Here is a 24,901-nt window from a genome sequence, read left to right on the forward strand (position 1 = left end):
CGAACATCGTTCTTGTTTGCAGGCAAAGCACGACCTGTCCGGCGGCAGCCGACCTCGAGGGCCTGCCCGCGCCGGGCACGTCACATCCGCGTGTAGCTCTTGGACGTAAGCATTGCTTGTGAACACCTTCTGTCAATTTCGTCTTTGGTCGAACGCCGAAAATTATCTCGTGAAAACATATCGCAACACGATATATATTAGCCTTTGTGAGTACGAGGGTGGCGGGTTCGGCGAGAGAAATGGCGCGGCAGACGACAGTGGCGGGTACCCGGAAGCGACGGTCGTGGCCGCAAGGTGCGGAGCGGCAAGAAGCGGCGTGGCCGGTCGAAGAGGCGAACGGGCAGCGGGCGACACCGCAGTCCGGCGATGCCTCGCGCATCCCCGATCCGCGCACCTGGCCGGCCGGCCGGCGCGGGCCCGTCGTCGGCCCCGTTCAGGCGAAGCGCGCACCCGGTCCGATGCAGAAGCTGAGCGTGCGCGCCCAGAACGTCCTCAAGGAGCTCGCGGTCGAGCTCACCGCCGAGCAGCCGCCGAAGGGGAACTGGTCGCCCTCGCGCGAATTGCTGCTTGCGCTGACGGCCGAACGCCTCGCGACCGCGCGCAATTGCGGTCCTCACACGATGAGGGAAATCATCGACTGGGCGCAGGGCTGCGGCGTGACCATCAAGCCGGTGATCCCACCCGGCGGCTCGCTGTCGCAGATGTGGGCGGAGATGATTACCAATGCATCCGCCGGTACCTTGACCAGCTCCGAGATTGCCGGAGCGCTGCAGCGCTCGATCCGGCGGAAAAGCGTTCGCATCCCGATCGCGTTTCAGGTCATCCTGGTGAAGATCCTGCTGTCCACCTTCGAATAGATCGACGGATAGCTGTGTATCCGGAGTTCCCGCTGGTTGGTCCCCGCGCTGCTGCTTGCTACTTTGGCTGGGCTGCCCGCGTTGCCGAGTGGCAAGAACGGAGGGGCACGGCATGGTTCGGGCGAAGAAGGCGCAGCCGTCCACGGCGGCGAAGCCTGCGGGGCCTTCACGCGGCCACACAATGCGCGACTCCGACTATGCTGGGCTGGCGCAGTTCCGCTATCAGATCCGAAGCTTTCTGGCGTTCAGCGAGGCAGCCGCAGCACAGCAGGGATTGACGCCGACGCAGCATCAGGCGCTGCTTGGGATTAAGGGCTTTGTGCGTCCGGGTCCTGCGACCGTCGGTGATGTCGCGCGATTTCTGCTGATCCGGCATCACTCCGCCGTGGAACTGATCAACCGCCTGGCGAAGCTCGGGCTGGTCAGCCGCATTGCCGACCCTGAAGATGCCAGACGCGTTCATCTCAAACTGACGAAAAAGGGTGAGCAGAAGCTCCAGGCGCTTTCTCGGAAGAACCTCGAGGAGCTCCGCCGCGCCGCGAGCCCGGCATTGAGCCGGCTCCTGAAGTCGTTCCGCGCCTCCAGCGGGGCCTGACGCGACGTCAGATCCTCACGCCGCGGCGCCTTGGGCGGCGAGCTGCGCGGCCTGGTGCTCGGTGGTCAGCGCGTCGGTCAGTTCGCTCAGCGCTTCGCCCGCCATCACCTGCGGCAGCTTGTAGAGCGTCAAATTGATGCGGTGATCGGTGACGCGTCCCTGCGGAAAATTATAGGTGCGGATGCGCTCGCTGCGGTCGCCGGAGCCGACCTTCTCCTTGCGCTCGGCCGAGCGCGCCGCGTCGAGGCGTTGCTGCTCGGCGTCGTAGATGCGTGAACGCAGGATGTTCATGGCGGAAGCGCGATTCTTGTGCTGCGAGCGGCTGTCCTGCATCATCACCACGATGCCGGTCGGGATGTGGGTGATGCGGATCGCCGATTCGGTCTTGTTGACGTGCTGGCCGCCGGCGCCTCCGGCGCGCATCGTCTCGATCCGCAAATCATCGTTCCTGATCTCGACGTCGACCTCCTCGACCTCGGGCATCACGGCGACGGTGGCGGCGGATGTGTGGATGCGCCCTTGCGTCTCGGTGTCCGGCACGCGCTGCACCCTGTGCACGCCGGATTCGAATTTCAGCTTGGAGAACGCGCCGCGGCCCTGCACCTCCGCGATGATTTCCTTGTAGCCGCCGACGCTGCCTTCGCTGGCCGAGATCACCTCGACCTTCCAGCCCTGCAGCGCCGCGAAGCGCTCGTACATCCGGAACAAATCCCCGGCGAACAGCGAAGCCTCGTCGCCGCCGGTGCCGGCGCGGATTTCCAGCACCACGTTGCGGTCGTCCATGGCGTCCTTCGGCAGCAGCGCGACGCGGATCTTCTGGACCAGTTCCTCGATCTTCGGCGTCAGCTCGCCGCGCTCGGCCTCCGCCATGGCGCGCATCTCCGCATCGGTCGCGGGATCGGCGATCAGTGCCTCGGTGTCGGCGAGCTCCTTGACCGCCGAACGATAGGCCTTGACCGCTTCGATCAGCGGCGTGAGCTCGGCGAGTTCACGGGTGATCTGCACATAGCGTTCGGAGGCGAGCTGACCGAGCGATTCGGCCTCGAGCGAGGCGTGATGCGCGAGCAGGACGTCCAGTTTGGCTTCGGGCAGTGACGACATGGGTTCAGTCTCAAAATGCGGGAAAGGGGCGAAGGCGGCAGGAAGGGGGCGACAGGCCCGCTACAACGCCAGGCCTTCGGCCTCGGCAAATTCCGTCAGCTTCTGCCGGATCGAGACGCTGCCGGCGGGCGCGTCCAGCAAAGGGCCGAGCATCGCTTCGGCCTTCTTGGCGTCGAGATCGATCACCATCGCCTTGACCGGGCCGAGCGCGGTGGCGGAGAGCGACAGCGAGCGATAGCCCATCGCGATCAGCGCGAGCGCGCCGATCGGCTTCGACGCCATCTCGCCGCAGAGCGACAGCGATTTCTTCGCCTCTTGCGACTTGCGCGCAATGTCGCGCAGCGCGCGCAGGATCGGCGCCGACATGGTGTCGAAGCGCTCGGAGACCTTTGCGTTGCCGCGGTCGACCGCGAACAGGAACTGGAACAGATCGTTGGAGCCGACCGAGATGAAGTCGACCTTCTTGAGGAGCTCGTCGAGCTGATAGAGCAGCGCCGGTACCTCGACCATGGTGCCGATGTCGATTCTTTCAGGCAGCGTGTGGCCGTGCTGGCGCAGATAGGTGAGCTCGCGTTCGACCAGCGCCTTCGCCGAATCGAATTCACCGACCTCCGAGATCATCGGGAACATGATGCGCAGCGCGCGTCCGCCGCCGGCGCGCAGCAGCGCGCGGATCTGGCCGCGCAACAGGCCGGGACGGTCGAGCCCGAGACGGATCGCGCGCCATCCGAGCGCTGGATTCTCCTCGATCACCGCTTCCATATAAGGCAGCGCCTTGTCGCCGCCGATGTCGAGGGTGCGGAAGGTGACGGGCTTGGTGCCGGCGGCATCCAGCACGGTGCGATAGAGCGCGAGCTGGTCGCTGGTGCGCGGCAGGCTCTGGCCGACCATGAATTGCAGCTCGGTGCGGAACAGGCCGATGCCGGCGCTGCCGGTGTCTTCGATATGCGGCAGGTCGATCGCGAGACCCGCATTGATCATCAGCTCGACCTTCTGGCCGTCTTTGGTGACGCAGGGCCGGTCGCGCAGCGCCAGATACTGCGCCTGGCGGCGGGCGCGGAAGCGCACGCGCTCCGCGAAGGCGGCTTCGACCTCCTGCGATGGGCGCACATAGATCATGCCGGAGGTGCCGTCGACGATGACGGCGTCGCCGGGATCCGCGATACCGGGCGCGTTCGGGACTTCGCCGACCGCGGGAATGCCGAGCGCGCGCGCCACGATCGAAACGTGGGAATTGGCGGTGCCTTCCTCCAATATGATGCCGCGCAGGCGCTTGCGGTCGTAGTCGAGCAGCGCCGCCGGGCCCATCGCGCGCGCGATGACGATGGCATTGTCGGGCAATTGTTCGCGTGACGGCGCGTGATCCTGGCCGACCAGCTGCCGCATCAGGCGATAGCCGAGATCCTCGAGATCATGCAGCCGGTCGCGCAAATAGGGATCGGTCGAGCGCAGCATGCGCGCGCGGGTGTCGGATTGCACACGCTCGACGGCGGCTTCCGCGGTGAGGCCGGTGGCGACCGCCTCGTGCAGCTTGTGCGACCAGCCCTGGTCGTTGGCGAACATGCGGTAGGCTTCCAGCACCTCGCGATGCTCGCCGCCTTCCGCCACGTCGCCGCGCTCCAGCATGCGGTCGAGATCGGCCCGTAGCTTGGCGAGCGCGGTGTCGAGCCGCTTGATCTCCTTCGGCAGGTCCTCGGCGATGTAGTCCTTGATGACGACGCGCGGCTCGTGCAGCACGACATGGCCGAGTGCGATGCCTTCCGACAGGATGGCGCCGACCTTCTGCGCCGAATGACGCGCCGCGGGCTCATGGCCCGGCTGGGCCAGCGCAGACAGCTCGCCGGAGGCGATCAGCTCCGCCAGCACCATCGCGGTGGTCTGAAGCGCCTCGAGCTCCTCCTCGACATAGTTGCGCTTGGCGCGGTTCTGCACCACCAGCACCCCGAGCGTGTTGCCGGCCCGCAGGATCGGCACGCCGAGAAAGGAGTGGTAGATCTCTTCGCCGGTCTCCGGGCGGAACGAGAAGGCCGGATGGCTCTGCGCGTCGCTCAAATTGAGAGGCGTTGCCTCGCTGGCGACCAGACCGACAAGGCCCTCATGGGCGCTGAGCACGGTGTGGTGCACTGCCTCGCGATTGAGGCCTTCGGTCGCATAGAGCTCGAGTGTGTTGTCGACGCGCAGCACATAGACCGAGCACACCTCGGCCACCATGTTGGCCGCGATCAGCACCACGATCTTGTCGAGCCGCTCCTGGGCCGAGACCTGCTCCGCCATGGTTTCGCGGAGCCGTCTCAACAAGACGCGGGGACCTCCCGACGCGCTCCGCATGAACCGTCAATCTCCTCCGTCTGCCGGGGCCGAAAGGACCCGCGGCGGCTCGCCCAGAAATCCAGAAAAACAACAAATTTGCTCGTCCGGCGCCAGCCCCGGCGGTTGCCTGGGCCGAATCAGCACCGCCTCAACTGGGGCACAGTTTCCGGCAGCCCACCCTCTTCGCCGTATAGCGAATTGGGGCTTGTTTTGCCAAGCAAAACGCCTGCCAAACGCGAAAGTGTGGAGACCTCAGCGTTTGCTGCGACCGCTAAGAGAAAATTAGCCTAAGCTTGGTCGAGACCGTAGAGCGTATGCAGGGTGCGCACCGCAAGCTCGGTATAGGCGGTGTCGATCAGGACCGAGAATTTGATCTCGGAGGTTGTAATGGCCCGGATGTTGATATTCCGTCCTGCAAGGGCCGAGAACGCCTGGGCGGCAACGCCGGCATGGCTGCGCATGCCGCTGCCGATCACCGAGATCTTGGCGACGTCGGTCGCGGTGTCGAGCCGGGCATAATTGATCTGGCCCTTGGCCGCGGTGATCGTCTCCTTGGCCCTGGTGTAGTCGGCGGCCGGCACCGTGAAGGTGAGGTCGGTGGTCTTGCCGTCCTCGGAGACGTTCTGCACGATCATGTCGACGTTGATGTTGGCATCCGCGAGCGGGCCGAAGATCGACGCCGCCACGCCGGGCTTGTCCTCGATCTGGCGTACCGAGATCTGGGCCTCGTCCTTCGAAAAGGCGATGCCGGTGACGACGTGGCTTTCCATGATCTCCTCCTCGCTGCAGATCAGCGTGCCGGGCGGCTGGTTGGCATGCGGGTCGATATCCTCGGGCTTGTCGAAGCTCGAGCGGACGAAAATCGGCATGTTGTGGACCATGCCGAGTTCCACTGAGCGGACCTGGAGCACCTTGGCGCCCTGGGAGGCCAGCTCCAGCATGTCTTCGAACGCGATCTTGTCGAGCCGGCGCGCTTTCGGCACGATTCGCGGATCGGTTGTGTAGACACCGTCGACATCGGTGTAGATGTCGCAGCGGTCCGCCTTGACGGCGGCGGCGATCGCCACGGCCGAGGTGTCGGAGCCGCCGCGGCCGAGCGTGGTGATGCGGTTGGTCTCGGGGTTGATGCCCTGGAAGCCGGCGATCACGGCGACTTCCTTGCGCTCCCTGAAGCGCTTGATGATCTCGCCGCCGTCGATACCCTCGATCCGGGCCGAGGCATGGGCGTCGCTGGTCGTGATCGGGATCTGCCAGCCCTGCCAGGAGCGGGCCTGGATACCCATGCCCTGAAGCACGATGGCCAGCAGGCCGGACGTCACCTGTTCGCCCGATGCGACCACGGCGTCGTATTCGCGCGCGTCGTGCATCGGCGAAGCCTCGGTGCACCAGGCCACCAGCTCGTTGGTTTTACCGGACATCGCTGAGACGACCACGGCCACTTCATGGCCGGCGTCGACCTCACGCTTCACATGGCGTGCGACGTTGCGGATACGTTCGATGTTGGCGACGGATGTGCCGCCGAATTTCATCACGAGGCGGCTCATGACGACGCGTGCATTCCCTCATAAGGATAAGTATGGTGACCCGCGCTGGACGGGTGCCTGCGATACCGACCGCGCGTATACAGAGGGGCGGGGCCGGGGGCAAGCGGGTTCCTGCCCGGGCCAATCCGGGCAATGGGTTAATCGAGGTCATGGCGCGTTATATCGACGAGATCCTGCAACCGGGCGAGCGGGTGCTGTATTCGACCAATGCGCACTGGATCTTCTATTTGCCGGCGATCCTGGCCTGGATCGTGGCGCTGGCCCTGTTCGTCCTGTCCCGGCAAACGATCGTCGAGGGGCTCGTGCTGCTCTGTCTGGTCGCGGCCGGCCTGGTGGCTCTGGCGGCGCTGTACTGGACCGTGAAGGGCTGGTTCCATCGCTTTACGACCGAGACCGACGTCACCAATTTGCGGATCGTGCACAAGACCGGCTTCATCAAGCGCCGCACCTTCGAGATGGCGCTGGACAAGGTCGAGAGCGTCGATGTGAATCAGACCATTCTTGGACGCATTCTCAACTACGGCGACGTGACCATCAATGGCGTGGGGGAAGGTCGCGAAACCATCCGGACCATCGCCTCGCCGCTCGCCTTCCGCAGTTCGATCACCACGCGGTAGGACCGCGCGTAACAATGAGCATGCAGCAAAATACTTCCGCTACCGCAAGCCCGCAGCCGGGCTCGACCGTCGACGCCGCCGAGATCGCGAAATTCTCAAAACTTTCAGCCGAGTGGTGGGACCCCAACGGCAAGATGGCGCCGCTGCACCGGATCAACCCGCTGCGGCTCGGCTACATCCGCGATGCCGCCTGCCGCAAGTTCGAGCGCAATTTGCGCAGCCTCAACTGCCTCGGCGGTCTGCGCGTGCTCGACATCGGCTGCGGCGCCGGCCTGCTCTGCGAGCCGCTGTCGCGCTTGGGTGCGCAGGTCATCGGCGTCGATCCGTCGGTCAGCAACATCGCGGCCGCAAAGCTGCATGCCGACAAGGCGCATCTCGCGATCGACTATCGCTGCACCACGGTTGAGGAGATCGACCCGCGCGAGCGCTTCGACATCGTGCTGGCGATGGAGGTGGTCGAGCACGTCGTCGACGTCGGCGTTTTCCTGAAGCGCTGCGCGGCGATGCTGAAGCCGAACGGCCTGATGGTGGTCTCGACGCTGAACAGGAACTGGAAGAGTTTTGCGCTCGCCATCGTCGGTGCCGAATATGTCCTGCGCTGGCTGCCGCGCGGTACCCACGAGTGGAACAAGTTCGTCACCCCCGACGAACTGACGAAGTACCTGCTCGACAACCGCTTGGTCATCACCGAGCAGACCGGCGTGGTCTACTCACCCTTCGCCGACAAATGGACCCTCTCGTCAGACATGGACGTGAACTACATGGTGGTGGCGGAAGGCATGGTGTGAGGCCGGGCTGCATCCAAACATTCGTCGTCCTGGCGAAAGCCAGGACCCATTACCCCAGGGTCTAGTTAGGCGAAGGCTGATAACCACGAATCTTCGCCAAATCACTCCCTGGGGTAATGGGTCCTGGATCTGCGCTTCGCTTGTCCAGGACGACGATTGAGTTTGTGGCGAAAGCATCGCTCCTATGACGTGGGCGTGATTGACCTGCTTGAGTCCCGGCGGCACTTTGGCCGCAATCATTGGTCCTCCCACCCATTTCCCCATGTTCACCATCGCCAGCCTCTGGATTCCCTTCACAGTCATTGCCGCGCTTGGCCAGGTCGCGCGCAATGCGATGCAGCGGTCGCTGACGAAGCCGCTGGGGACCTGGGGCGCAACCAATATCCGCTTCCTGTTCGGCTTTCCGTTCTCGCTGCTGTTTCTCGCGGTGGTGCTGGTCGCCACCGGCGATCATCTCGGCATGCCGCCTGGTGTGTTCTGGCCGTGGCTCCTGCTCGGCGCGCTGAGCCAGATCGTCGCGACCGGCCTGATGCTGCTCGCCATGAACGACCGCTCCTTCGTGGTGACGACGGCCTATTTGAAAACCGAAGCCATTCAGACTGCCATCTTCGGCTTCGTCTTCCTCGGCGATCATCTGACATGGCTCAAGGTACTTGCAATCGTGATCGCGACAATCGGCGTCGTCATCACCGCGTTGCGGCCCGGTGGCGAGAAGAGCTTTGCCGAACTGAAGCCGACGATCACCGGCCTCGTCGCGGCTGCGGCCTTCGCGCTCTCTGCGGTCGGCTTCCGCGGCGCCATCATCAACGTGCCGGATGTCTCCTTCGTGACGGCGGCATCGTTCACGCTGGTGCTCGGCCTGTTCGTGCAGACGCTGATCCTGACGATCTATCTGCTTTGGCGCGCGCCGAAGGTGCTTCAGGCGATCCTGGGGCTTTGGAAACCATCGCTGCTCGCCGGCTTCATGGGCGCCTTCGCCTCGCAGTTCTGGTTCCTGGCGTTCGCGCTGACGGCCGCCGCCAATGTCCGCACCCTCGCCTTGATCGAGGTGCTGTTCGCGCAAGGTGTGGCGTACTACTCGTTCAAGCAGCCGATCGCGCCGCGCGAGGTTGTCGGCATCGCGCTGATCGTGATCGGCGTGGCGGTGCTGGTGGGAGTCTAATTCCGATCTTCCGGCAGCGTCGGCAGCGGAGACACCTCGATGCCTTCGTCGATCAGCGACTTGGCCTCGTCGGGCGAGGCTTCGCCATAGATCGGACGGTGCTCCTTGTCGCCGTAGTGCATCGCGCGGGCTTCATTGGCGAATCGCTCACCGACATTGTCGGCGTTCTTCACGATGTGGTCACGCAGCTCTTTGAGCTTGGTGCGCAGCTCGCGCTCCTGCGCCATCAACAGCGAGGTCGGTGCGGATTGCGCAGCCTCGGGCGCGGTCGTCGTGGCGGTGGGCTCAGGCGGTGGCGTGGCGCGTCCGCGGCCCTTCTTGCCAACGATGCGCGGCGCCATGATCGCCTTGTCGACCTTGGCCGAGCCGCAGATCGGACAGGTCACGAGCTTGCGCTTCACCTGAGAATCGTACGCGGCCGAGCTCTGGAACCAACTCTCGAAGTCGTGGCTCCGGTCGCAGCGGAGCGCGTAGCGGATCATGCCGATCCCCGCACCAGGTGCAGGTGGTCCGGCCCCGCCTTGGGGTCGGCGACGCCGAAGCGGCGACCGTGCTGGAGCGAGGGGATCGCGCGGCGCGCGGTCTCGACCTTGGCCGGATCGATTTTCGCCATGATGATCCCGGGCTCGACATCGCCTTCGGCGAGGATCTCGCCCCAGGGATCGATGATCAGCGAATGGCCATAGGTCTCGCGCTTGTTCTCGTGCAGGCCTGCCTGCGCCGCGGCGAAGATGAAGCAACCGGTCTCGATCGCGCGCGCACGCAACAATACGTGCCAATGCGCCTCGCCGGTCTTGCGGGTGAAGGCCGAGGGTACCGTGATGAAGTACGCGCCGCTTTCGGCCAGCGCGCGGTAGAGCGCGGGGAAGCGGACATCGTAGCAGATCGTCAGCCCGACGCGGCCCCAGGGCAGGTCGGAGATCACGGCCGTCTCGCCCGGCTGGTAATTGGCGGATTCGCGATAGCTCTCGCCGTCCGGCAGCTCGATATCGAACATGTGAATCTTGTCGTAGCTCGCGAGCACATTGCCCTCGGGCCCGATCAGGAACGAGCGGTTGACCGCTTTCTCTTCGGAAAAGCGTAGCGCCAGCGAGCCGACATGAATGTGGATCTTCAGTTCCGCCGCGAGCGCCCGGTACGCCCTCAGCGAGTTGTCGTCGTCTTGGCTCTGGAGGTGCTCGAACAGGGCCTTGCGGTTGAGCTGCATCATGTTGCTGACTTCGGGCGTCTGCACGTAGTCGGCGCCACTGGCCGCAGCCTGGCGGATCAGCCCGGTGGCCTGCGCGAGGCTCGGCTCGGGCATCAGTCCGGTGCGCATCTGCACCATCGCCGCCGTGAACGTCCTGTTGTCGCTCATGACTCCGCCTTGACGCTTTCGAGCATGCCGTCGAGCTTGCCTTCGCGATCGAGTGCGTAGAGCTCGTCGCAGCCGCCGACATGGGTTCCGCCGATCCAGATCTGCGGGAAGGTGGAGCCCTCGCCGGAGCGATCGTACATCTCCTGGCGCCAGGACGGGTTCTTGGCGATATCGAACTCCGTGAAGGTCGCCTTCTTGCGGGTCAGCAGCGACTTGGCGGCGGAACAATAGCCGCAGCCCGGCCTCGTGTAGATCTCGACAGCAGCGGTCATTTGGTCTGGCGCTCTCATGTCATGAATTCATTGAATTATATGGGACTTCACCGGCTCTCGACAACCCGGGCAAACACCAGCACGTCCACTTGCGCTGCCTTGGCCCGGAGCAGGGCCCGTGCACAGGCATCAAGCGTCGCACCCGAGGTCAGGACGTCGTCGACGAGGACAATGCGCCGACCCTGGACGTCCGCCTGACGGTCGGGGGATACTTGGAATGCGCCCTGCACATTGGTGGCGCGCTGGGCCCGTGACAGGCCGATCTGCTGCTCGGTCGCGCGTACCCTGCGCAGCACCTGAGCCTTCGCTTTCACCCCGCTCTGCCGCTCGATGATCCCCGCCAGCGCCCCGGACTGGTTGTAACGGCGGCGCCAGGCCCTTCGCCAATGCAGGGGAACGGGCACCAGCATGTCGGCCTCGGCGAGCAGTTCGCCGCCCGCGCGCGCCATCCAGCGGCCCATGGCGGGCGTCAAATCCGTGCGGTCCTGGTATTTCAGCGCATGCACCAGGGTGCGCGCGACGTCATCATAACGCACCGCGGCGCGCGCCCGCTGGTAGGCCGGCGGGCTCGCGATCGCCTCCATCGACAGCATGTCGGGGCCGGGATCGTACACAAAAGGAATGCCGAGCCGCGGGCAGTAGGGCCGTTCGATGAACGACAGCCGCGCCCAGCACGCCGCGCACACGCCCTCGCCGTCGACCGGCTCGCGGCAGGACACGCACAGCGTCGGCAGCGCGATGTCGAGCGCAAGCCGTGCCGCACGCGACAGCACGTGGCGGCCAGCCGTCCATGCGGCACGCAGGGGGGCGGCGATGGAACGAGAAGGGGCGTGAGCGGCTTCCATGGGACGAGGCTAGCGTTCTGTTTGGCGGCGCTCAAGCGGCTGGATCGGTCTCGTGCCCTGGACGCAGCGCAGCGCCACTTCGGCGGTGCGCTGCAGAGCCGGGGCCCATCTCGCCGCATCGTGCCATGTCGCCTTCTGGATCCCGGCTCTGCGGAGCGTCACTGCGTGCCGCAACCCGTCCGGGACATGGGAGAGGAGATTGCAATCATCAGCATGATCGGCGTAACCAGCGGCATGGCTCAAGACCCGCAAACCCCGCCTGCTTTGTTCGATCGTGCTTTGCTGCGCGCGCGACAGCGCCGCGCGCAGGCGCAAGGTGCCGTGAGTTTCCTGCTGGATCGGGCCGCCGAGGACATGTCCGACCGGCTGGCGGCGGTGATGCGGGAGTTTCACACCGCGGCCGATCTCTGGACGCCCGGCGAGGGTCTCGCGGTGCTGCGCGCGCGGCTGCCCTCGATCGAGCGCATTGAGCTCGATGCGTCGGGTGCGGAGAAGCTGCCCTTTGCGCCGGAAAGCCTCGATCTCGTGGTCTCGGCGCTGGCGCTGCAATTCGTCAATGATCTGCCGGGGGTGCTTGCGCAAATCCGTCGCGCGCTGAGGCCGGACGGCCTTCTGCTGGCGGCGATGATCGGCGGCGACAGCCTGACCGAGCTGCGCCAGGCTTTTGCCGCCGCCGAGGCCGAATGCGAGGGCGGTGTTTCGCCGCGTGTGGCGCCGTTTGCCGATTTGCGCGACGTTGGCGCGCTGTTGCAGCGGGCAGGATTTGCGCTGCCGGTCACCGATGTCGACCGCGTCGTGGTGCGCTACGCCAACGCGTTCGCGCTGATGCAGGATATCAGGCGCATGGGCGCCACCAATGTGCTGATCGAGCGGCGCCGCACGCCGAGCCGGCGATCGACGCTGCTGCGGATGGCTGAAATCTACGCGGAACGCTATGCCGATGCCGATGGCCGCATCCGTGCGACATTCGACATCATTTGGCTCTCCGGCTGGGCCCCGCATGCGAGCCAGCAGCAGCCGCTCAAACCGGGATCGGCGAAGGCGAGCCTGGCGGAGGCGGTGAAGAAGGCGGGGAAAGATTAATCCTCATGGTGAGGAGGCGCGTCAGCGCCGTCTCGAACCATGCAGGCCCGCTCTCATCCGCAGCCATCCTTCGAGACGACCGCTGCGCGGTCTCCTCAGGATGAGGTCCGAGCTCACATCAGCAGATCGATCAAATGCGGGATCAGCGGAATGTCCGCGGGCGGCATGGGATAGTCGCGCAGCTTGTTGGCGCGAACCCAGGCCAGGGTCTGGCCTTCGCGTGGCGTGACCTGTCCCTCCCAGCGCCGGCAGATGTAGAGCGGCATCAGGAGGTGAAAGGTCTCGTAGCCGTAGCTCGCGAACGTCAGCGGCGCCAGGCAGGGCTCGGCGACGGTGATGCCGAGCTCCTCGTGGAGTTCGCGGATCAGGCTCTGTTCCGGCCGCTCGCCGGGCTCACACTTGCCGCCGGGAAATTCCCAGAGGCCGGCCAACGTCTTGCCCTCGGGGCGCTGTGCGATCAGGACGCGCTTGTCGGTGTCGACCAGCGCGCAAGCCACCACGAGCGTCAGTTTGAGATCAGCCATGCCTGGAATTCCGCTCGCCTGAAGGATCATCCGCAACGGTTGGTTAACCCTGTTACGGCCCGTGTTTCCGAGGTCTCCATAAGTCATATTTAATCCACGGTTCCTAGAGTGGAAACGCTGAAACCATTTCGGGCCAGATCCATGCGCGCTGAGTGTCGTACCATCTTCCGTCGGTTCGTCCGCGACCGGCGCGGCAATGTCGCGGTGATCTTCGCAATCTGCTGCGTCCCCCTGATCACGTTCATCGGCACCGCGATCGACTACTCCCGCGCGACGCAGGTCCGGGCGAAGCTTCAGGGCGCGGCTGATGCGGCCAGCGTCGGTGCGCTCGCCAAGGCATCGCCGGGGTTTATCGCCGCGGGCTCGATGACCACGGACGGCACGATCACGGTCGGCGTCGACGACGCCCAGAAAATCTTCGATGCCAATCGCGCCAACCTGACCGGCTATACGCTCAACAGCGTCACCCCGACCGTCGTCAAGACCGGCTCGACCATCAACTCGACCGTCTCGTTCACCGCCACCATCAACACCATGTTTCTCGGCCTGATCGGCAAGACCACACTGACCATGAGCGGCACGTCGTCGTCGACGGCCAACATGCCGCTCTATGTCGACTTCTATCTCCTGCTGGACAATTCTCCGTCGATGGGCGTCGCAGCGACACCGACCGACATAACGAATTTGCAGGGAAAGACGGGTGGATGTGCATTCGCCTGTCACGACACCACCAAGGCCGCCGGCACAAGCAACTACGACATCGCCAAAGCAAATGGCATCACGACCCGAATTGACGTGGTGCGCCAGGCGAGCGCGAACTTGATGGACACAGCCCAGAGTACGCAGACCTATTCGAACCAGTTCAGAATGGCGATCTACGATTTCGGCGCTTCTTCAGCGACGATCGGATTGAGAAATCTGTTCGCGCTCTCTTCGAGCCTGAGCTCCGCCAAGACGGCGGCGGGAAACATCGACCTGATGGCGGTTGCCGGTCAGAATGACGTCTATACTATCGACAAAGATACTCCCTTCACCACTATTTTTCCCGCAATCAATACCGCAATCGCCTCGCCTGGAGCAGGTACGTCCGCCTCACCGCTGAAGTATCTGTTTTTTGTATCCGATGGGGTCGCTGACGAAGCCAACTCGGGCACGACGATGTGTAGTGTCTCTTCTTCTTCGTATCCTCTCGCATCATCGAACCGTTGTCAGTCGCCGATCAATCCGGCGCTCTGCACGACCATCAAGAACCGCGGGATCAAGATCGCGGTGCTGTACACGACATATCAACCGCCTACTGACGGCTGGTACAACACATGGATATCGCCCTTTAACGCCGGGCCGTGGGGGCCGTCTCCGAACAGCAAGATCGCGCAGAACATGCAGAGCTGCGCGTCGCCGGGATTCTATTTCGAGGTTAGCCCCACCCAGGGCATTTCGGACGCGATGAACGCGCTGTTCAAGAAGGCACTCGCCGATGCGAGGATCGCGGGGTGATTTTGATCACCCCGCCCGATTGCGGGTTAAGAGGACTCACCATGAGTCCGGCTACGACCTGTAATCCCCGTTGATCGCGACATACTCCTTGGTGAGGTCGCAGGTCAGCACGCGGTCGCGGCCCTTGCCGAGGCCGAGCGAGACCTTGATCGCGATCTCCGGCGCCCTCATCGCTTCCGACACCTGCGTTTCGTCATAGGACGGATCGCGTGCGCCGCTCTTGGCGACGCGGATGCCGTTGAAGGAGATCGATAGCTTGTCACGGTCGGCCGGCTCGCCGGCCTTGCCGACCGCCATCACCACGCGGCCCCAATTGGCGTCCTCGCCGGCGATCGCGGTCTTCACCAGCGGCGAGTTCGCGATCGACATCGCGATCTTGCGCGCCGAGGCCTTGGTCTTGGCGCCCTCGACGGTGATCTCGACCAGCTTGCGCGCGCCTTCGCCGTCGCGGGCCACCTGCTCGGAAAGATTGGCGAGCACCTGGTTGAAGGCCTTGACGAAGGCTTTCAGGCGCGGATCGCTGGCGCGGCTGATCCTCGGCGCGCCGTGTTCTGCGGCAGCACCGGTGGCAAAGGCCAGCAGCGTATCCGAGGTCGAGGTGTCGCCGTCGATCGTGACCGCGTTGAACGTGTCCTCGACGCCGCTCTTGAGCAGCGCCTGCAGCGCGCCAGGCGCGATCGGTGCGTCGGTGAAGATGAAGGACAGCATCGTCGCCATGTCGGGGGCGATCATGCCGGCGCCCTTGGCCATGCCGTTGATCGTGACCTTGGCCTTACCGAGCTTCACGGTCGCGGTTGCGACCTTCGGGAAGGTGTCGGTGGTCATGATCGCCTTGGCGGCGGCGAGATAATCGCCGGCCTCGGCAGTTTCAGCGAGCCGACCAAGCACGCCGTCGAACTTGGTCGCATCCAGCGGCTCGCCGATCACGCCGGTCGAGGCCAGGAAGATTTCTCCCTCGGTGCAGCCGACGGCCTTGGCCGCGATCTTGGCGGTCAGCGCGGTGGAGCTGCGACCGGTCTTGCCGGTGAAGGCATTGGCGTTGCCGGAATTGACCACCAGCGCGCGCGCCTTCCCGCCCTTCAGCTTGGCGCGGCACCATTCCACCGGCGCGGAGGGGCATTTCGACTTGGTGAAGACGCCGGCGACCGCGGTGCCCTTGTCCATCACCGCCAGCAGCACGTCGGTGCGGTTCTTGTAGCGGATGCCGGCCTCGGCCGTCGCGAGACGGACGCCCGCGATCACGGGCATGTCGGGAACGTGTTTCGGGGCGAGGGGAGAGACGGAGGAGGACATCGCGGGCGCCTTGATGGGATCTGGATATGCAGATGCCCGGCGCGGGGGCCGGGCATCACAAAGGCTTAGATACTCTTCACGTCACCGAAGTGACAGCGAATTCTTACTTCTTCGCGGGCGGCGCCATCTTGCTGTCGGACGGCTTCGCATCGGCAGGCTTGGCCGCATCAGCCGGCTTGGCGTCCTTGTTGGCCGCGTCCGCCGGCTGGTCCAGCCGCTCGACCTTGGCTTCCGCGCGCAGCTTGGCGACGTAGTCGGCCTGGGCCTTGCGGGTGACATACTGCTCGATCTGCGCCTTGACCTGCTCGAAGTCCGGCGCCTTGCGGTTGCGCTTTTCCTCGACCTTGATGACGTGCCAGCCGAACTGCGACTTCACGGGGTCGGAGATCTTGCCCGGCTCCAGCGCAAAGGCGACCGCCGAGAATTCCGGCACCATCTGCTCCTTGGTGAAGAAGCCGAGGTCGCCGCCGTCGGCCGAGCCCGGATCCTTGGACTTCTTCTTGGCCAGTTCGGCGAAATCCGCGCCCTTGTCGAGCTCGGCCTTCACGGCTTTGGCCTCGTCCTCGGTCTCGACCAGGATGTGGCGGGCGTGCACTTCCTGCTCGCCGGTGATCTGCTTGGAGGCCTCCTCATAGACCTTCTTCATGGCATCCGGGGTGGTGGCGGCCTTGCCCTCGCCGGCGAGCAGGCTGTCCATCAGCAGGCGGTTGCGGGCGAACGCGAGCCGCTTCTTGAACTCCTCGCCGTCGGCGACCTTCTTGTCCTCGGCGGCCTTGCCGACGATCTTCATGTCGATCAGGAAGGACAGGACGTTCTCGTCCTTGGTCGCCGGGTCCATCTGGGCGAGGCTCGGCCCGAGTTCCTCCTCGGCCATGGCAACGTCGCTCTTCTTGATTTCCGCGCCATTGACCTTCGCCAGCACCGGATCGTCGGCAGCCCGGCCGGGACCCGCGATCAGCGCCAGCGCAAGGCAGCCCACGAGGGCGGTGGCGAGGCCGAAGCGCAGGCCGGTTTTGGTTACCGGGAACGAGGTGGTCATGGAAAATCCTTTTGTTGAAGCAGGGGGCTGCTCGAGCGGGGCGGACACTCGCCCAATTCAGGGGGCCTTGGCAACGCGAAAAGTCTGTCAAAATGATGAATTAGCCGCAATGCACCCGCCGTTGACAAGGCCCTGACCGGGCCATATCTCTGCCCGGTCGCGTCCATGCGATGGCGTTTATTTTGCTGCGTTTTTGGCCGTTGAACCCAGACTTGCCCAACTCCAACCCATATGGCGGATGGACCCCTCGCAGACGGGGCTCCGGCGCCCAGCAGGCGTCACGGTGAGTTGATGGGCAGGCGGGTGACAACCTCTTGGCTGCAACGCGAACGCGGTTGAATCGCGAACACAGGAACTAAGCATGATCGGCGCGCTCGCCCGCAAGTTTTTCGGCTCCGCCAACGACCGGCGGGTGAAGGGATATCAGTCCCGCGTCAACGCGATCAACGCGCTGGAGCCCGAGGTCTCGAAACTCTCCGACGAGGCCCTCAAGGCCCGCACCGTCGAGTTCAGGAAGCAGCTCGCCGAGGGCAAGACCCTGGACGACCTGCTGGTCCCCGCTTTCGCCACGGTCCGTGAAGCCGCCAAGCGCACGCTCGGCCAGCGCCATTTCGATGTCCAGCTGATCGGCGGCATGGTGCTGCACGAGGGCGACATCGCCGAGATGAAGACCGGCGAAGGCAAGACCCTGGTCGCCACGCTCGCGGTCTACCTCAACGCGCTCGCCGGCAAGGGCGTCCACGTCGTCACCGTCAACGACTACCTCGCCCGCCGCGACTCCGGCTGGATGGGCCAGATCTACGGCTTCCTCGGCCTGACCACCGGCGTGATCGTGCACGGCCTCGACGATTCCGAGCGCAAGACGGCCTATGCCTGCGACATCACCTACGGTACCAACAACGAATACGGCTTCGACTATCTGCGCGACAACATGAAGTACCGGCTCGAGGACATGGTCCAGCGGCCGCACTTCTACGCGATCGTCGACGAAGTCGACTCCATCCTGATCGACGAAGCGCGGACGCCGCTGATCATCTCCGGTCCGCTCGACGACCGCTCCGACTTCTACAACACCATCGACGGCTTCCTGCCCAAGCTCGACAAGTCCGACTACGACGTCGACGAGAAGCAGCGCACGGTGACGCTGACCGAAGCCGGCATGGAGAAGATCGAGACGCTGCTGCGCGATGCCGGCCAGCTCAAGGGCGAGTCGCTCTACGACGTCGAGAACGTCTCCGTCGTGCACCACATCAACCAGGCGCTGCGCGCCCACACGCTGTTCACGCGCGACAAGGACTACATCGTCCGCGACGACGAGGTCATCATCATCGACGAGTTCACCGGTCGCATGATGCAGGGCCGCCGCTATTCCGAAGGCCTGCATCAGGCGCTGGAAGCCAAGGAGCACGTGCAGGTCCAGCCGGAAAACCAGACGCTGGCCTCGATCACCTTCCAGAACTATTTCCGGATGTACGAAAAGCTCGCCGGCATGACCGGTACGGCGCTGACCGAAGCCGACGAACTGTTCGACATCTACAAGCTCGAGGTCGTGGAGATCCCGACCAATTTGCCGGTCGCCCGTCTCGACGAGGACGACGAGGTCTATCGCACCCAGAACGAGAAATACGCCGCGATCCTGGCCGAGATCGAGCGCGCCAATGCGCGGCTGCAGCCGGTTCTGGTCGGCACCGCGTCGATCGAAAAGTCGGAAGTGATCGCCGAATATCTCAAGAAGCACGGCTATCGGCAGATCGATTTCGGCAACGAAAATTCGATGCAGAAGCTGTACGCCGCGGCCCGCGCCGGCAAACCGGCAAAGCTGTTCGCGGTGCTGAATGCGCGCTTCCACGAGCAGGAAGCCTACATCGTCGCGGAAGCCGGCGTACCCGGCGCGATCACGATCGCGACCAACATGGCCGGCCGCGGCACCGACATCAAGCTCGGCGGCTCGCTCGAAATGCGGATCCAGCAGGAGGCCGCTTCGATCGAGGACGAGGCCGAGAAGGCGAGGAAGATCGAACAGATCAAGGCCGACATCGAGCACTTCCGCGACATCGTGCTGAAGGCCGAGGAAGAGGTCGAGATCGAGCCGGCGAAGGGTTCGAAGCCTGCCAAGACCGTGAAGAAGCCCGGCGGCCTCTACATCATGGGCTCCGAACGCCACGAATCCCGCCGCATCGACAACCAGCTCCGCGGCCGTTCCGGCCGTCAGGGCGACCCCGGCCGCTCGAAATTCTTCCTGTCGCTGGAAGACGATCTGATGCGCATCTTCGGCTCGGATCGCCTCGACAGCATGCTGCAGCGTCTCGGCCTGCAGGAGGGCGAGGCCATCATCCATCCCTGGATCAACAAGGCGCTCGAGAAGGCGCAGCAGAAGGTCGAGGCGCGCAACTTCGACATCCGCAAGAATTTGCTCAAGTTCGATAACGTCCAGAACGACCAGCGCAAGGTGATCTTCGACCAACGCGTCGACCTGATGAAGGACGACAGCGTCGCCGAGACCGTCGCCGACATGCGCCACGCCTTCATCGACGACCTCGTCGCCAAGCACGTGCCCGAGCACGCCTATGCCGAGCAGTGGGACGTCGCGGGCCTGAAGGAAGAGCTCAAGCGCGTGCTCGATCTCGACCTGCCGGTCGAGGACTGGGCCAAGGAAGAGGGCATCGCCGACGAGGAGCTGCTCACGCGCATCGAGAGCCGCGCCGACGAGCACATGGCCGCAAAGGTCGCGCAATGGGGTCCCGACGTGATGCGTTACGTCGAGAAGACCATTCTGCTGCAGACGCTCGACCATCTCTGGCGCGAGCATCTGATCATGCTCGACCATCTGCGCCAGGTCATCGGCCTGCGCGGCTACGGCCAGCGCGATCCGTTGCAGGAGTACAAGACCGAGGCGTTCAACCTCTTCCAGGAGATGAGCGCGCATCTGCGCGAGGCCGTCACGGCGCAGCTGATGCGGGTCGAGATCGTGCCGCCGGAGCAGGAAGCCCCGGTGCTGCCGCCGATGGAAGCGCATAAGTTCGACCCGAACACCGGCGAGGACGAAATGGCGCTCGCCAGCGTCACGCTCGGAGCACAGGCCACCGACGCCGCGTTGCGCGATCCCAAGAACCCGGCCAGCTGGGGCAAGATCGGCCGCAACGAGGATTGTCCGTGCGGCTCAGGCAAGAAGTACAAGCACTGCCACGGGCGGTACGCGTAAGGTTTGAACGTGAGGCGCCGACGTCGGCGCCGCACTCTCCACTGTCGTCGCCCGGTTTAGCCGGGCGACCCGGTACGCCGCGGCTTCTCGGTTCAAATCACATGGGTCTCTGGAATACTGGATCGTCCAATTAAATCGGGCGATGACAGCGAGTATGTGGCGCGCAGCTCCATCTCCATCGTCATCCCGGCGAAGGCCGGGACCCATTTCCCCCGTGAGAGGTTAAGGCAGCGAGCTGCTAACCCGCGCGGGTTCGCCAAACTAGGTTCTGGGGTAATGGGTCCTGGATCGGCGCTCCGCTTCGCTGCGCTTGTCCAGGACGACGCGTATCGAGAGAGCCGGCTAAACGTACCGCCTCAATTCGAGCTGTCGATCAAGCTCTCCAGCAGCCGCTTCAATTCGCTCGTCGATTTGTCGCCGTAGCTCTCCAGGATGTGCTCCTCCTGGTCGACCGCGAGCGAGTTGAGCTTCTTGCTCAGCACCTTGCCGCGATCGGAGATGAACATCAGGACCTTGCGGCGGTCGTTCGGGTCCTGCACGCGGTAGACCAGCGTGTCCGAGACCATGCGGTCGATCATCTTGGTCAGCGTCGGATGATTGAGCAGCACGGCATCCGCCAGCTCGCCCATCGAATGGCCGTTGCCATCCGACAGCACTTTCAGGATGCGCCACTGCTCGACGGGCACGCCTTCCTTGCTCAACCGCAGTTCCAGCTGCCGGTTGATCTCCCGGTTGGCTTGCGCGAGCAGGTAGGCGAGGTGTTCGGTGATCGGGGTGTTCGGTTTTGCCACGGCTAAGACTTTGTCTTGACCCAAATGAGTGAATGTCTTGCAATCGATGCTGCATCTATATGCACTTCAATTCTTGAATATTCAATATTTTCAAAATAGGATATTGCTCAACAAAAGGGCGGGTGCCGCGGCCGCCTGCTGAATGAGCTTTCAAGTCTGGTATCAGACAGGAGTTGGCGTGCGCCCGACGGTAAACTTCCCGGCTCACGGCGGTCCGGCGTTACCGCCGTCCTTGCTGTTCAGGAATCTGTCGCCCGCGGCAGCGGATTTCGACCGGTCGCCGGTTGACGCGCATTTCATGAAGCGCCGCGGCGCACACAACAAGCTCCGCATCGGCGGCTTCATCTGCTGCACCGGCTCGCCCGGCGTTTGGGGCCCGTGCGCGACAAGCAGCGCGCAGCTCGCGGTCGCCGAGATCAACAAGCGCGGCGGCATCCTCGGGCGCGAGATCGAGCTTTCGATCTACGACGCCGGCGGCCCGCTCGACGAGATTCTGAGCCGCGCCGAGCAGGCGATCGCGTCCGATGAGATCGATCTCATCGTCGGCTTGCACACCAGCGCGGTGCGCGTGGCACTGCGCAAGGTCACCACCCGCCACCGCATTCCCTACATCTACACACCCGTTTACGAAGGCGGCGAGCAGACGCCGGGTGTCATGGCGATCGGCGAAACGCCGCGCTGGCAGAGCCGCCCCTCCATTCACTGGCTCGCCGACGTCAAGAAGGCCGCGCGCTGGTACCTGATCGGCAGCGATTATGTCTGGCCCTGGCAGTCGCACCGCGCGGTGAAGCGCTACATCAAGGAAGCTGGCGGCCATGTCGTCGGCGAAGAGTTCGTTCCCCTCGGCGAAGACAACCACGAGCCGCATCTGGAGCGCATCCGTGCCGCGAGGCCGGACGTCGTCCTGATCTCGTTGATCGGCACCGACAGCATCACGTTCAATCGCGCGTTCGGCGAATGCGGCCTTGGTGCCACGACGCTGCGCCTGGCCGGGGCGATGGACGAGACCGTGCTGCTCGGAATCGGCGCCGACAACAGCGAGAATCTGTTCTGCGCCTCCGGCTATTTCCCCGGCATCGGATCGCAGGCCAATGACGACTTCCAGAGCCGCTATCGCGCGATGTTCGGACCGAACGGGCCCCCGATCGGGTCGCTCGGTCAATCCAGCTATGAGGGACTGTGCTTCCTCGAAGCCGTGGCGAACAAGGCGGGCACGTTGGCGATGGGACCGATGCTCGCGGCCGGCCGCAACATCGTCTATGGCGGCGCGCGCGGCCCCGTCACCGTCAGGAACGGTCATACCCGGATGCAGATGTATCTCGCCGGGGCGGATGGCCTCGATTTCAAGCTGATCAAACCGATCTGATGCCGGCGCGGCCATCTGCAAACGCCCAAATCCAAAATAATACTTGAAAAGGAAAATATTTCCGTCTGTAATATTGAGGTGGAGCCGATGGGCGCGCCCCGTGCACGCGCGCCTATGAACTCCAATGCCAGGGATTCCAATTCCAGGGATCAAGAAGCCTTTGAGGAGAGCGCCGTGACAGTTGTCCTTCCCACCCCAGCCCAATTGCGCAGTGTCGCTGACCAGTGCGGCCTTTCGCTGACCGACGACGATGTCGCCTCGTTCCGCGGCCTGATGCAGGGCTCGATCGAAGCCTACAATCTCGTCGGCGCGATGCCGGACGAGGTGCCGGAGGTCAAATATCCGCGCACGCCGGGCTATCGGCCCTCGCCGGAAGAGAACCCGCGCAACGCCTGGTATCGCAAGTCGACCGTGAAGGGTGCGGCGAGCGGCAAGCTCAAGGGCAAGACGGTCGCTCTCAAAGACAACATCATGCTCGCCGGCGTCCCCATGATGAACGGCTCGGCGACGCTCGAAGGCTACGTGCCCGATTTCGACGCCACCATCGTCACCCGCATGCTCGATGCCGGCGCCGAGATCGCCGGAAAAGTTCATTGCGAATCCTTCTGCATGTCCGGCGGAAGCCACACCAATGCGGTCGGCGCCGTCCACAATCCGCACAAGATGGGCTATTCGGCCGGCGGCTCGTCGTCAGGCTCAGGCGTCGTCGTCGCACTCGGCGAGGTCGACATGGCGATCGGCGGCGACCAGGGTGGTTCGATCCGCATGCCGTCCTCGTTCTGCGGCACCTACGGCATGAAGCCGACCTGGGGCCTCGTGCCCTACACCGGCATCATGCCAATCGAGGTGTTCGTCGATCACACCGGCCCGATGACGGCGACCGTCGCCGACAACGCCCTGCTGCTCGAAGTGCTGGCCGGCGACGACGGCTACGATCCCCGCATCAAGGCGCCCAAGGTCGAGGAGTACACCAAGGCGCTCGGCCAGGGCGTCAAGGGCATGAAGATCGGCATCCTCAAGGAAGGCTTTGAGCAGGCGAATGCCGAAGCCGCCGTGAACGAGAGCGTGCGGGAGGCCGCAAAGCGTTTCAGGGATCTCGGCGCCACGGTCGAGACCGTTTCGATTCCGATGCATCTCATGGGCCCCGCGATCTGGACGCCGATCGGCACCGAGGGCATGACCCAGACCATGATGTATGGCGACGGCTATGGTCTGTCCCGCTCCGACCTCTATTCGACCACGTTGATGGACTTCCATCGCGGCTGGCGCCGGCAGGCGGATTCCCTGTCCGAGACCACAAAGCTGTTCCTGCTGCTCGGCACCTACATCAACAATACTTTTGGTCCCCGTTACTACGGCAAGGCCCTCAACATCTCCCGCCGCCTGACAGCGGCCTACGACAAGGCCTTTGGGGATTACGACCTGCTGCTGCTGCCGACCACGCCCATGAAGGCGACGAAGCTGCCGGAGCCCACGGCCAGCCGGGAGGACTATGTCGCGCGCGCGCTGGAAATGATCTCCAACACCGCGCCGTTCGACATCACCCATCATCCGGCGATGTCGCTGCCCTGCGGCATGGTCGACGGCCTGCCCGTCGGCCTGATGCTGGTCGGCCGCATGTTCGAGGAATCCACCATCTACCGCGCCGCCCACGCCTTCGAGCAGATCGGCGACTGGAAGAAGATGTGAGCGAGGCATTGATGCGGGCCAACGGAACAGGGAAGCGTTTTCGGACGCGTCAAGATAACAAACCGGAGCCCCGTTCCGATTCCATCGGAACGGGAAAGGCTCCGGCGCATGGCTAACGCGTTCGTCGCGGCGTTCGAGATCCTGAGCTTCGGTGCGATCATCGTCCTGATCGTGCTAGGGCTCGGGATCATCGCCAGCATGATGGGCATCTTCAACTTCGCGCAGGGCGAGTTCGTCCTGCTCGGGGCCTATATCACCTATCTCGCCTACGCCAAGGGCCTGCCGATCTGGGCCGGCATGGTCGCCGCGCCCTTCGTCGTCGGCGCGCTCGGCTTCGTGCTGGAGGCGTTGATCATCCGACGTTTCTACGCAGCCCCCATCGTCGCCATGCTCGGCACCTATGCGCTCGGCCTGATCATCCGCGAATCCGTGCGTGGCCTGATCGGCGGCTTCTATCTCACCGTGCCGGAGCCGATCGGCGGCTCGATCGACATCGGCGCCATGCACATCTCGGCCTGGCGCTTCACCATCATCGTCATCACCGCGTTGGTGATGGGCGGCTGCTATCTGCTGCTGGCGCGCACCAGCTTCGGCCTGCGCGTGCGCGCCACGCTGGAAAATCCGTCGCTGGCACGCGCCTCCGGAATCTCCACGCCGCTGATCTACGGCGCCACCTTTGCGTTCGGCGCGGCACTTGCCGGTCTTGCCGGCGCGCTGATCGTCCCCGTGTTCAGCCTGTTCGCCGATCTCGGCCTGCGCTTCCTGATCCAGGGCTTTGTCGCGGTCATGGTCGGCGGCGTCGGCTCCTTCATCGGGCCGGTCGCGGGCGCCGGCCTCATCGGTACGCTCAGTGCCGCGCTGCCCTGGGTGATGGCGCCCGTCGTGGCCGATGTCCTCGTCTTCGTTCTCGCCATCGTTTTCATCAAATTCCGGCCGCAGGGCCTCATCGCTGGAAAAGGGGTTTAGTCA

At 64.3% G+C, this 24,901-nt stretch carries 22 protein-coding genes; 11 read left to right on the forward strand and 11 right to left on the reverse strand.

What is annotated here, in order from left to right; genetic code table 11:
- Positions 1-239 precede the first annotated feature (239 nt).
- Together AC0L21_RS23890 and AC0L21_RS23895 are read left to right on the forward strand one after the other, a co-directional pair.
- The gene (locus AC0L21_RS23890; RefSeq protein WP_473264230.1) at positions 240-857 is read left to right on the forward strand and encodes a hypothetical protein; all 618 of its coding nucleotides are present in this window, start codon (positions 240-242) and stop codon (positions 855-857) included.
- A gap of 112 nt (positions 858-969) precedes the next feature.
- Positions 970-1,452: a MarR family winged helix-turn-helix transcriptional regulator gene (locus tag AC0L21_RS23895; protein WP_027515133.1), complete on the forward strand. Its 483-nt coding sequence runs from the start codon at positions 970-972 to the stop codon at positions 1,450-1,452.
- A gap of 15 nt (positions 1,453-1,467) precedes the next feature.
- Here AC0L21_RS23895 and prfA read toward each other — a convergent pair whose 3' ends face one another.
- The 3 genes from prfA to AC0L21_RS23910 all read right to left on the reverse strand — a co-directional run bounded on the left by prfA (position 1,468) and on the right by AC0L21_RS23910 (position 6,407).
- Positions 1,468-2,553, reverse strand: a complete 1,086-nt coding sequence (gene prfA, locus AC0L21_RS23900) for a peptide chain release factor 1 (RefSeq protein WP_473264231.1) — start codon at positions 2,551-2,553, stop codon at positions 1,468-1,470.
- Positions 2,554-2,613: 60 nt separating this feature from the next.
- Positions 2,614-4,881 (reverse strand): phosphoenolpyruvate--protein phosphotransferase, encoded by a 2,268-nt coding sequence (gene ptsP / locus AC0L21_RS23905; RefSeq protein WP_473264232.1) that lies wholly within the window; start codon positions 4,879-4,881, stop codon positions 2,614-2,616.
- Positions 4,882-5,150: 269 nt separating this feature from the next.
- Positions 5,151-6,407 (reverse strand): aspartate kinase, encoded by a 1,257-nt coding sequence (locus AC0L21_RS23910; RefSeq protein ID WP_473264233.1) that lies wholly within the window; start codon positions 6,405-6,407, stop codon positions 5,151-5,153.
- Between the two features lie 149 nt (positions 6,408-6,556).
- Here AC0L21_RS23910 and AC0L21_RS23915 point away from each other — a divergent pair, with 149 nt between their 5' ends.
- The 3 genes from AC0L21_RS23915 (at position 6,557) to AC0L21_RS23925 (ending at position 8,974) form a co-directional block, all read left to right on the forward strand.
- A complete protein-coding gene (locus AC0L21_RS23915; RefSeq protein WP_035973495.1) occupies positions 6,557-7,024 on the forward strand; it encodes a PH domain-containing protein in 468 nt (155 codons plus the stop codon).
- A 14-nt stretch (positions 7,025-7,038) separates the two neighbouring features.
- The gene (ubiG, locus tag AC0L21_RS23920; protein WP_007599179.1) at positions 7,039-7,812 is read left to right on the forward strand and encodes a bifunctional 2-polyprenyl-6-hydroxyphenol methylase/3-demethylubiquinol 3-O-methyltransferase UbiG; all 774 of its coding nucleotides are present in this window, start codon (positions 7,039-7,041) and stop codon (positions 7,810-7,812) included.
- 262 nt (positions 7,813-8,074) lie between these two features.
- Positions 8,075-8,974: an EamA family transporter gene (locus AC0L21_RS23925; RefSeq protein ID WP_473264234.1), complete on the forward strand. Its 900-nt coding sequence runs from the start codon at positions 8,075-8,077 to the stop codon at positions 8,972-8,974.
- Here AC0L21_RS23925 and AC0L21_RS23930 read toward each other — a convergent pair.
- The 4 genes from AC0L21_RS23930 to AC0L21_RS23945 are packed head-to-tail and all read right to left on the reverse strand — an operon-like array spanning position 8,971 to position 11,448.
- Entirely contained in the window at positions 8,971-9,456 is a 486-nt protein-coding gene (locus AC0L21_RS23930; protein WP_473264235.1) for a DUF1178 family protein, read from the reverse strand. The genes AC0L21_RS23925 and AC0L21_RS23930 overlap by 4 nt on opposite strands.
- Entirely contained in the window at positions 9,453-10,331 is an 879-nt protein-coding gene (locus AC0L21_RS23935) for a carbon-nitrogen hydrolase family protein (protein WP_473264236.1), read from the reverse strand. Before AC0L21_RS23935 ends, AC0L21_RS23930 begins: the two co-directional genes overlap by 4 nt.
- On the reverse strand, positions 10,328-10,603 hold the full coding sequence (gene grxC, locus AC0L21_RS23940) for a glutaredoxin 3 (RefSeq protein WP_007604552.1): 276 nt from the start codon (positions 10,601-10,603) through the stop codon (positions 10,328-10,330). The genes AC0L21_RS23935 and grxC overlap by 4 nt, the downstream gene beginning before the upstream one ends.
- Positions 10,604-10,650: 47 nt before the next feature.
- A complete protein-coding gene (locus AC0L21_RS23945) occupies positions 10,651-11,448 on the reverse strand; it encodes a ComF family protein (RefSeq protein ID WP_473264237.1) in 798 nt (265 codons plus the stop codon).
- A 213-nt stretch (positions 11,449-11,661) separates the two neighbouring features.
- Between AC0L21_RS23945 and AC0L21_RS23950 the strand changes: the two genes are divergently transcribed.
- Positions 11,662-12,531, forward strand: a complete 870-nt coding sequence (locus AC0L21_RS23950) for a methyltransferase domain-containing protein (RefSeq protein WP_473264260.1) — start codon at positions 11,662-11,664, stop codon at positions 12,529-12,531.
- 113 nt (positions 12,532-12,644) lie between these two features.
- On the opposite strand, the gene AC0L21_RS23955 is transcribed toward AC0L21_RS23950, so the two are convergent.
- Positions 12,645-13,055 (reverse strand): (deoxy)nucleoside triphosphate pyrophosphohydrolase, encoded by a 411-nt coding sequence (locus tag AC0L21_RS23955; protein ID WP_473264238.1) that lies wholly within the window; start codon positions 13,053-13,055, stop codon positions 12,645-12,647.
- A 141-nt stretch (positions 13,056-13,196) separates the two neighbouring features.
- On the opposite strand from AC0L21_RS23955, the gene AC0L21_RS23960 reads away from it, so the two are divergent.
- A complete protein-coding gene (locus AC0L21_RS23960; protein ID WP_473264239.1) occupies positions 13,197-14,552 on the forward strand; it encodes a TadE/TadG family type IV pilus assembly protein in 1,356 nt (451 codons plus the stop codon).
- A gap of 51 nt (positions 14,553-14,603) precedes the next feature.
- On the opposite strand, the gene argJ is transcribed toward AC0L21_RS23960, so the two are convergent.
- Both argJ and AC0L21_RS23970 read right to left on the reverse strand, forming a co-directional pair.
- Positions 14,604-15,845 carry a bifunctional glutamate N-acetyltransferase/amino-acid acetyltransferase ArgJ gene (argJ, locus tag AC0L21_RS23965; RefSeq protein ID WP_473264240.1) on the reverse strand — a complete coding sequence of 414 codons (1,242 nt, stop codon included), beginning with the start codon at positions 15,843-15,845 and terminating at the stop codon, positions 14,604-14,606.
- 103 nt (positions 15,846-15,948) lie between these two features.
- On the reverse strand, positions 15,949-16,884 hold the full coding sequence (locus AC0L21_RS23970; protein ID WP_473264241.1) for a peptidylprolyl isomerase: 936 nt from the start codon (positions 16,882-16,884) through the stop codon (positions 15,949-15,951).
- Positions 16,885-17,245: 361 nt separating this feature from the next.
- Between AC0L21_RS23970 and secA the strand changes: the two genes are divergently transcribed.
- Positions 17,246-20,086, forward strand: coding sequence for a preprotein translocase subunit SecA (gene secA / locus AC0L21_RS23975; RefSeq protein ID WP_473264242.1), 2,841 nt, complete (start codon positions 17,246-17,248; stop codon positions 20,084-20,086).
- Between the two features lie 356 nt (positions 20,087-20,442).
- Here the strand turns inward: secA and AC0L21_RS23980 are convergent, their stop codons facing one another.
- Complete coding sequence (locus AC0L21_RS23980) at positions 20,443-20,877, reverse strand: MarR family winged helix-turn-helix transcriptional regulator (protein WP_007599198.1); 435 nt, start codon at positions 20,875-20,877, stop codon at positions 20,443-20,445.
- A gap of 178 nt (positions 20,878-21,055) precedes the next feature.
- Here AC0L21_RS23980 and AC0L21_RS23985 point away from each other — a divergent pair, with 178 nt between their 5' ends.
- The 3 genes from AC0L21_RS23985 to AC0L21_RS23995 all read left to right on the forward strand — a co-directional run bounded on the left by AC0L21_RS23985 (position 21,056) and on the right by AC0L21_RS23995 (position 24,898).
- Positions 21,056-22,243, forward strand: a complete 1,188-nt coding sequence (locus tag AC0L21_RS23985; RefSeq protein ID WP_473264243.1) for a substrate-binding domain-containing protein — start codon at positions 21,056-21,058, stop codon at positions 22,241-22,243.
- A gap of 174 nt (positions 22,244-22,417) precedes the next feature.
- Complete coding sequence (locus AC0L21_RS23990; RefSeq protein ID WP_473264244.1) at positions 22,418-23,932, forward strand: amidase; 1,515 nt, start codon at positions 22,418-22,420, stop codon at positions 23,930-23,932.
- Between the two features lie 108 nt (positions 23,933-24,040).
- Positions 24,041-24,898 carry a branched-chain amino acid ABC transporter permease gene (locus AC0L21_RS23995; RefSeq protein ID WP_275172720.1) on the forward strand — a complete coding sequence of 286 codons (858 nt, stop codon included), beginning with the start codon at positions 24,041-24,043 and terminating at the stop codon, positions 24,896-24,898.
- Positions 24,899-24,901: the final 3 nt, after the last annotated feature.

The sequence above is a fragment of the Bradyrhizobium sp. WSM4873 genome, from assembly GCF_055811355.1.

What these genes read in the sequence shown, in the direction of transcription:
- AC0L21_RS23890 (WP_473264230.1), top strand. Translation starts at nt 240, where the DNA reads ATGGCGCGGCAGACGACAGTGGCGGGTACCCGGAAGCGACGGTCGTGG.
- AC0L21_RS23895 (WP_027515133.1), top strand. Translation starts at nt 970, where the DNA reads ATGGTTCGGGCGAAGAAGGCGCAGCCGTCCACGGCGGCGAAGCCTGCG.
- prfA (WP_473264231.1), bottom strand. Translation starts at nt 2,553, where the DNA reads ATGTCGTCACTGCCCGAAGCCAAACTGGACGTCCTGCTCGCGCATCAC.
- ptsP (WP_473264232.1), bottom strand. Translation starts at nt 4,881, where the DNA reads ATGCGGAGCGCGTCGGGAGGTCCCCGCGTCTTGTTGAGACGGCTCCGC.
- AC0L21_RS23910 (WP_473264233.1), bottom strand. Translation starts at nt 6,407, where the DNA reads ATGAGCCGCCTCGTGATGAAATTCGGCGGCACATCCGTCGCCAACATC.
- AC0L21_RS23915 (WP_035973495.1), top strand. Translation starts at nt 6,557, where the DNA reads ATGGCGCGTTATATCGACGAGATCCTGCAACCGGGCGAGCGGGTGCTG.
- ubiG (WP_007599179.1), top strand. Translation starts at nt 7,039, where the DNA reads ATGAGCATGCAGCAAAATACTTCCGCTACCGCAAGCCCGCAGCCGGGC.
- AC0L21_RS23925 (WP_473264234.1), top strand. Translation starts at nt 8,075, where the DNA reads ATGTTCACCATCGCCAGCCTCTGGATTCCCTTCACAGTCATTGCCGCG.
- AC0L21_RS23930 (WP_473264235.1), bottom strand. Translation starts at nt 9,456, where the DNA reads ATGATCCGCTACGCGCTCCGCTGCGACCGGAGCCACGACTTCGAGAGT.
- AC0L21_RS23935 (WP_473264236.1), bottom strand. Translation starts at nt 10,331, where the DNA reads ATGAGCGACAACAGGACGTTCACGGCGGCGATGGTGCAGATGCGCACC.
- grxC (WP_007604552.1), bottom strand. Translation starts at nt 10,603, where the DNA reads ATGACCGCTGCTGTCGAGATCTACACGAGGCCGGGCTGCGGCTATTGT.
- AC0L21_RS23945 (WP_473264237.1), bottom strand. Translation starts at nt 11,448, where the DNA reads ATGGAAGCCGCTCACGCCCCTTCTCGTTCCATCGCCGCCCCCCTGCGT.
- AC0L21_RS23950 (WP_473264260.1), top strand. Translation starts at nt 11,662, where the DNA reads ATGATCGGCGTAACCAGCGGCATGGCTCAAGACCCGCAAACCCCGCCT.
- AC0L21_RS23955 (WP_473264238.1), bottom strand. Translation starts at nt 13,055, where the DNA reads ATGGCTGATCTCAAACTGACGCTCGTGGTGGCTTGCGCGCTGGTCGAC.
- AC0L21_RS23960 (WP_473264239.1), top strand. Translation starts at nt 13,197, where the DNA reads ATGCGCGCTGAGTGTCGTACCATCTTCCGTCGGTTCGTCCGCGACCGG.
- argJ (WP_473264240.1), bottom strand. Translation starts at nt 15,845, where the DNA reads ATGTCCTCCTCCGTCTCTCCCCTCGCCCCGAAACACGTTCCCGACATG.
- AC0L21_RS23970 (WP_473264241.1), bottom strand. Translation starts at nt 16,884, where the DNA reads ATGACCACCTCGTTCCCGGTAACCAAAACCGGCCTGCGCTTCGGCCTC.
- secA (WP_473264242.1), top strand. Translation starts at nt 17,246, where the DNA reads ATGATCGGCGCGCTCGCCCGCAAGTTTTTCGGCTCCGCCAACGACCGG.
- AC0L21_RS23995 (WP_275172720.1), top strand. Translation starts at nt 24,041, where the DNA reads ATGGCTAACGCGTTCGTCGCGGCGTTCGAGATCCTGAGCTTCGGTGCG.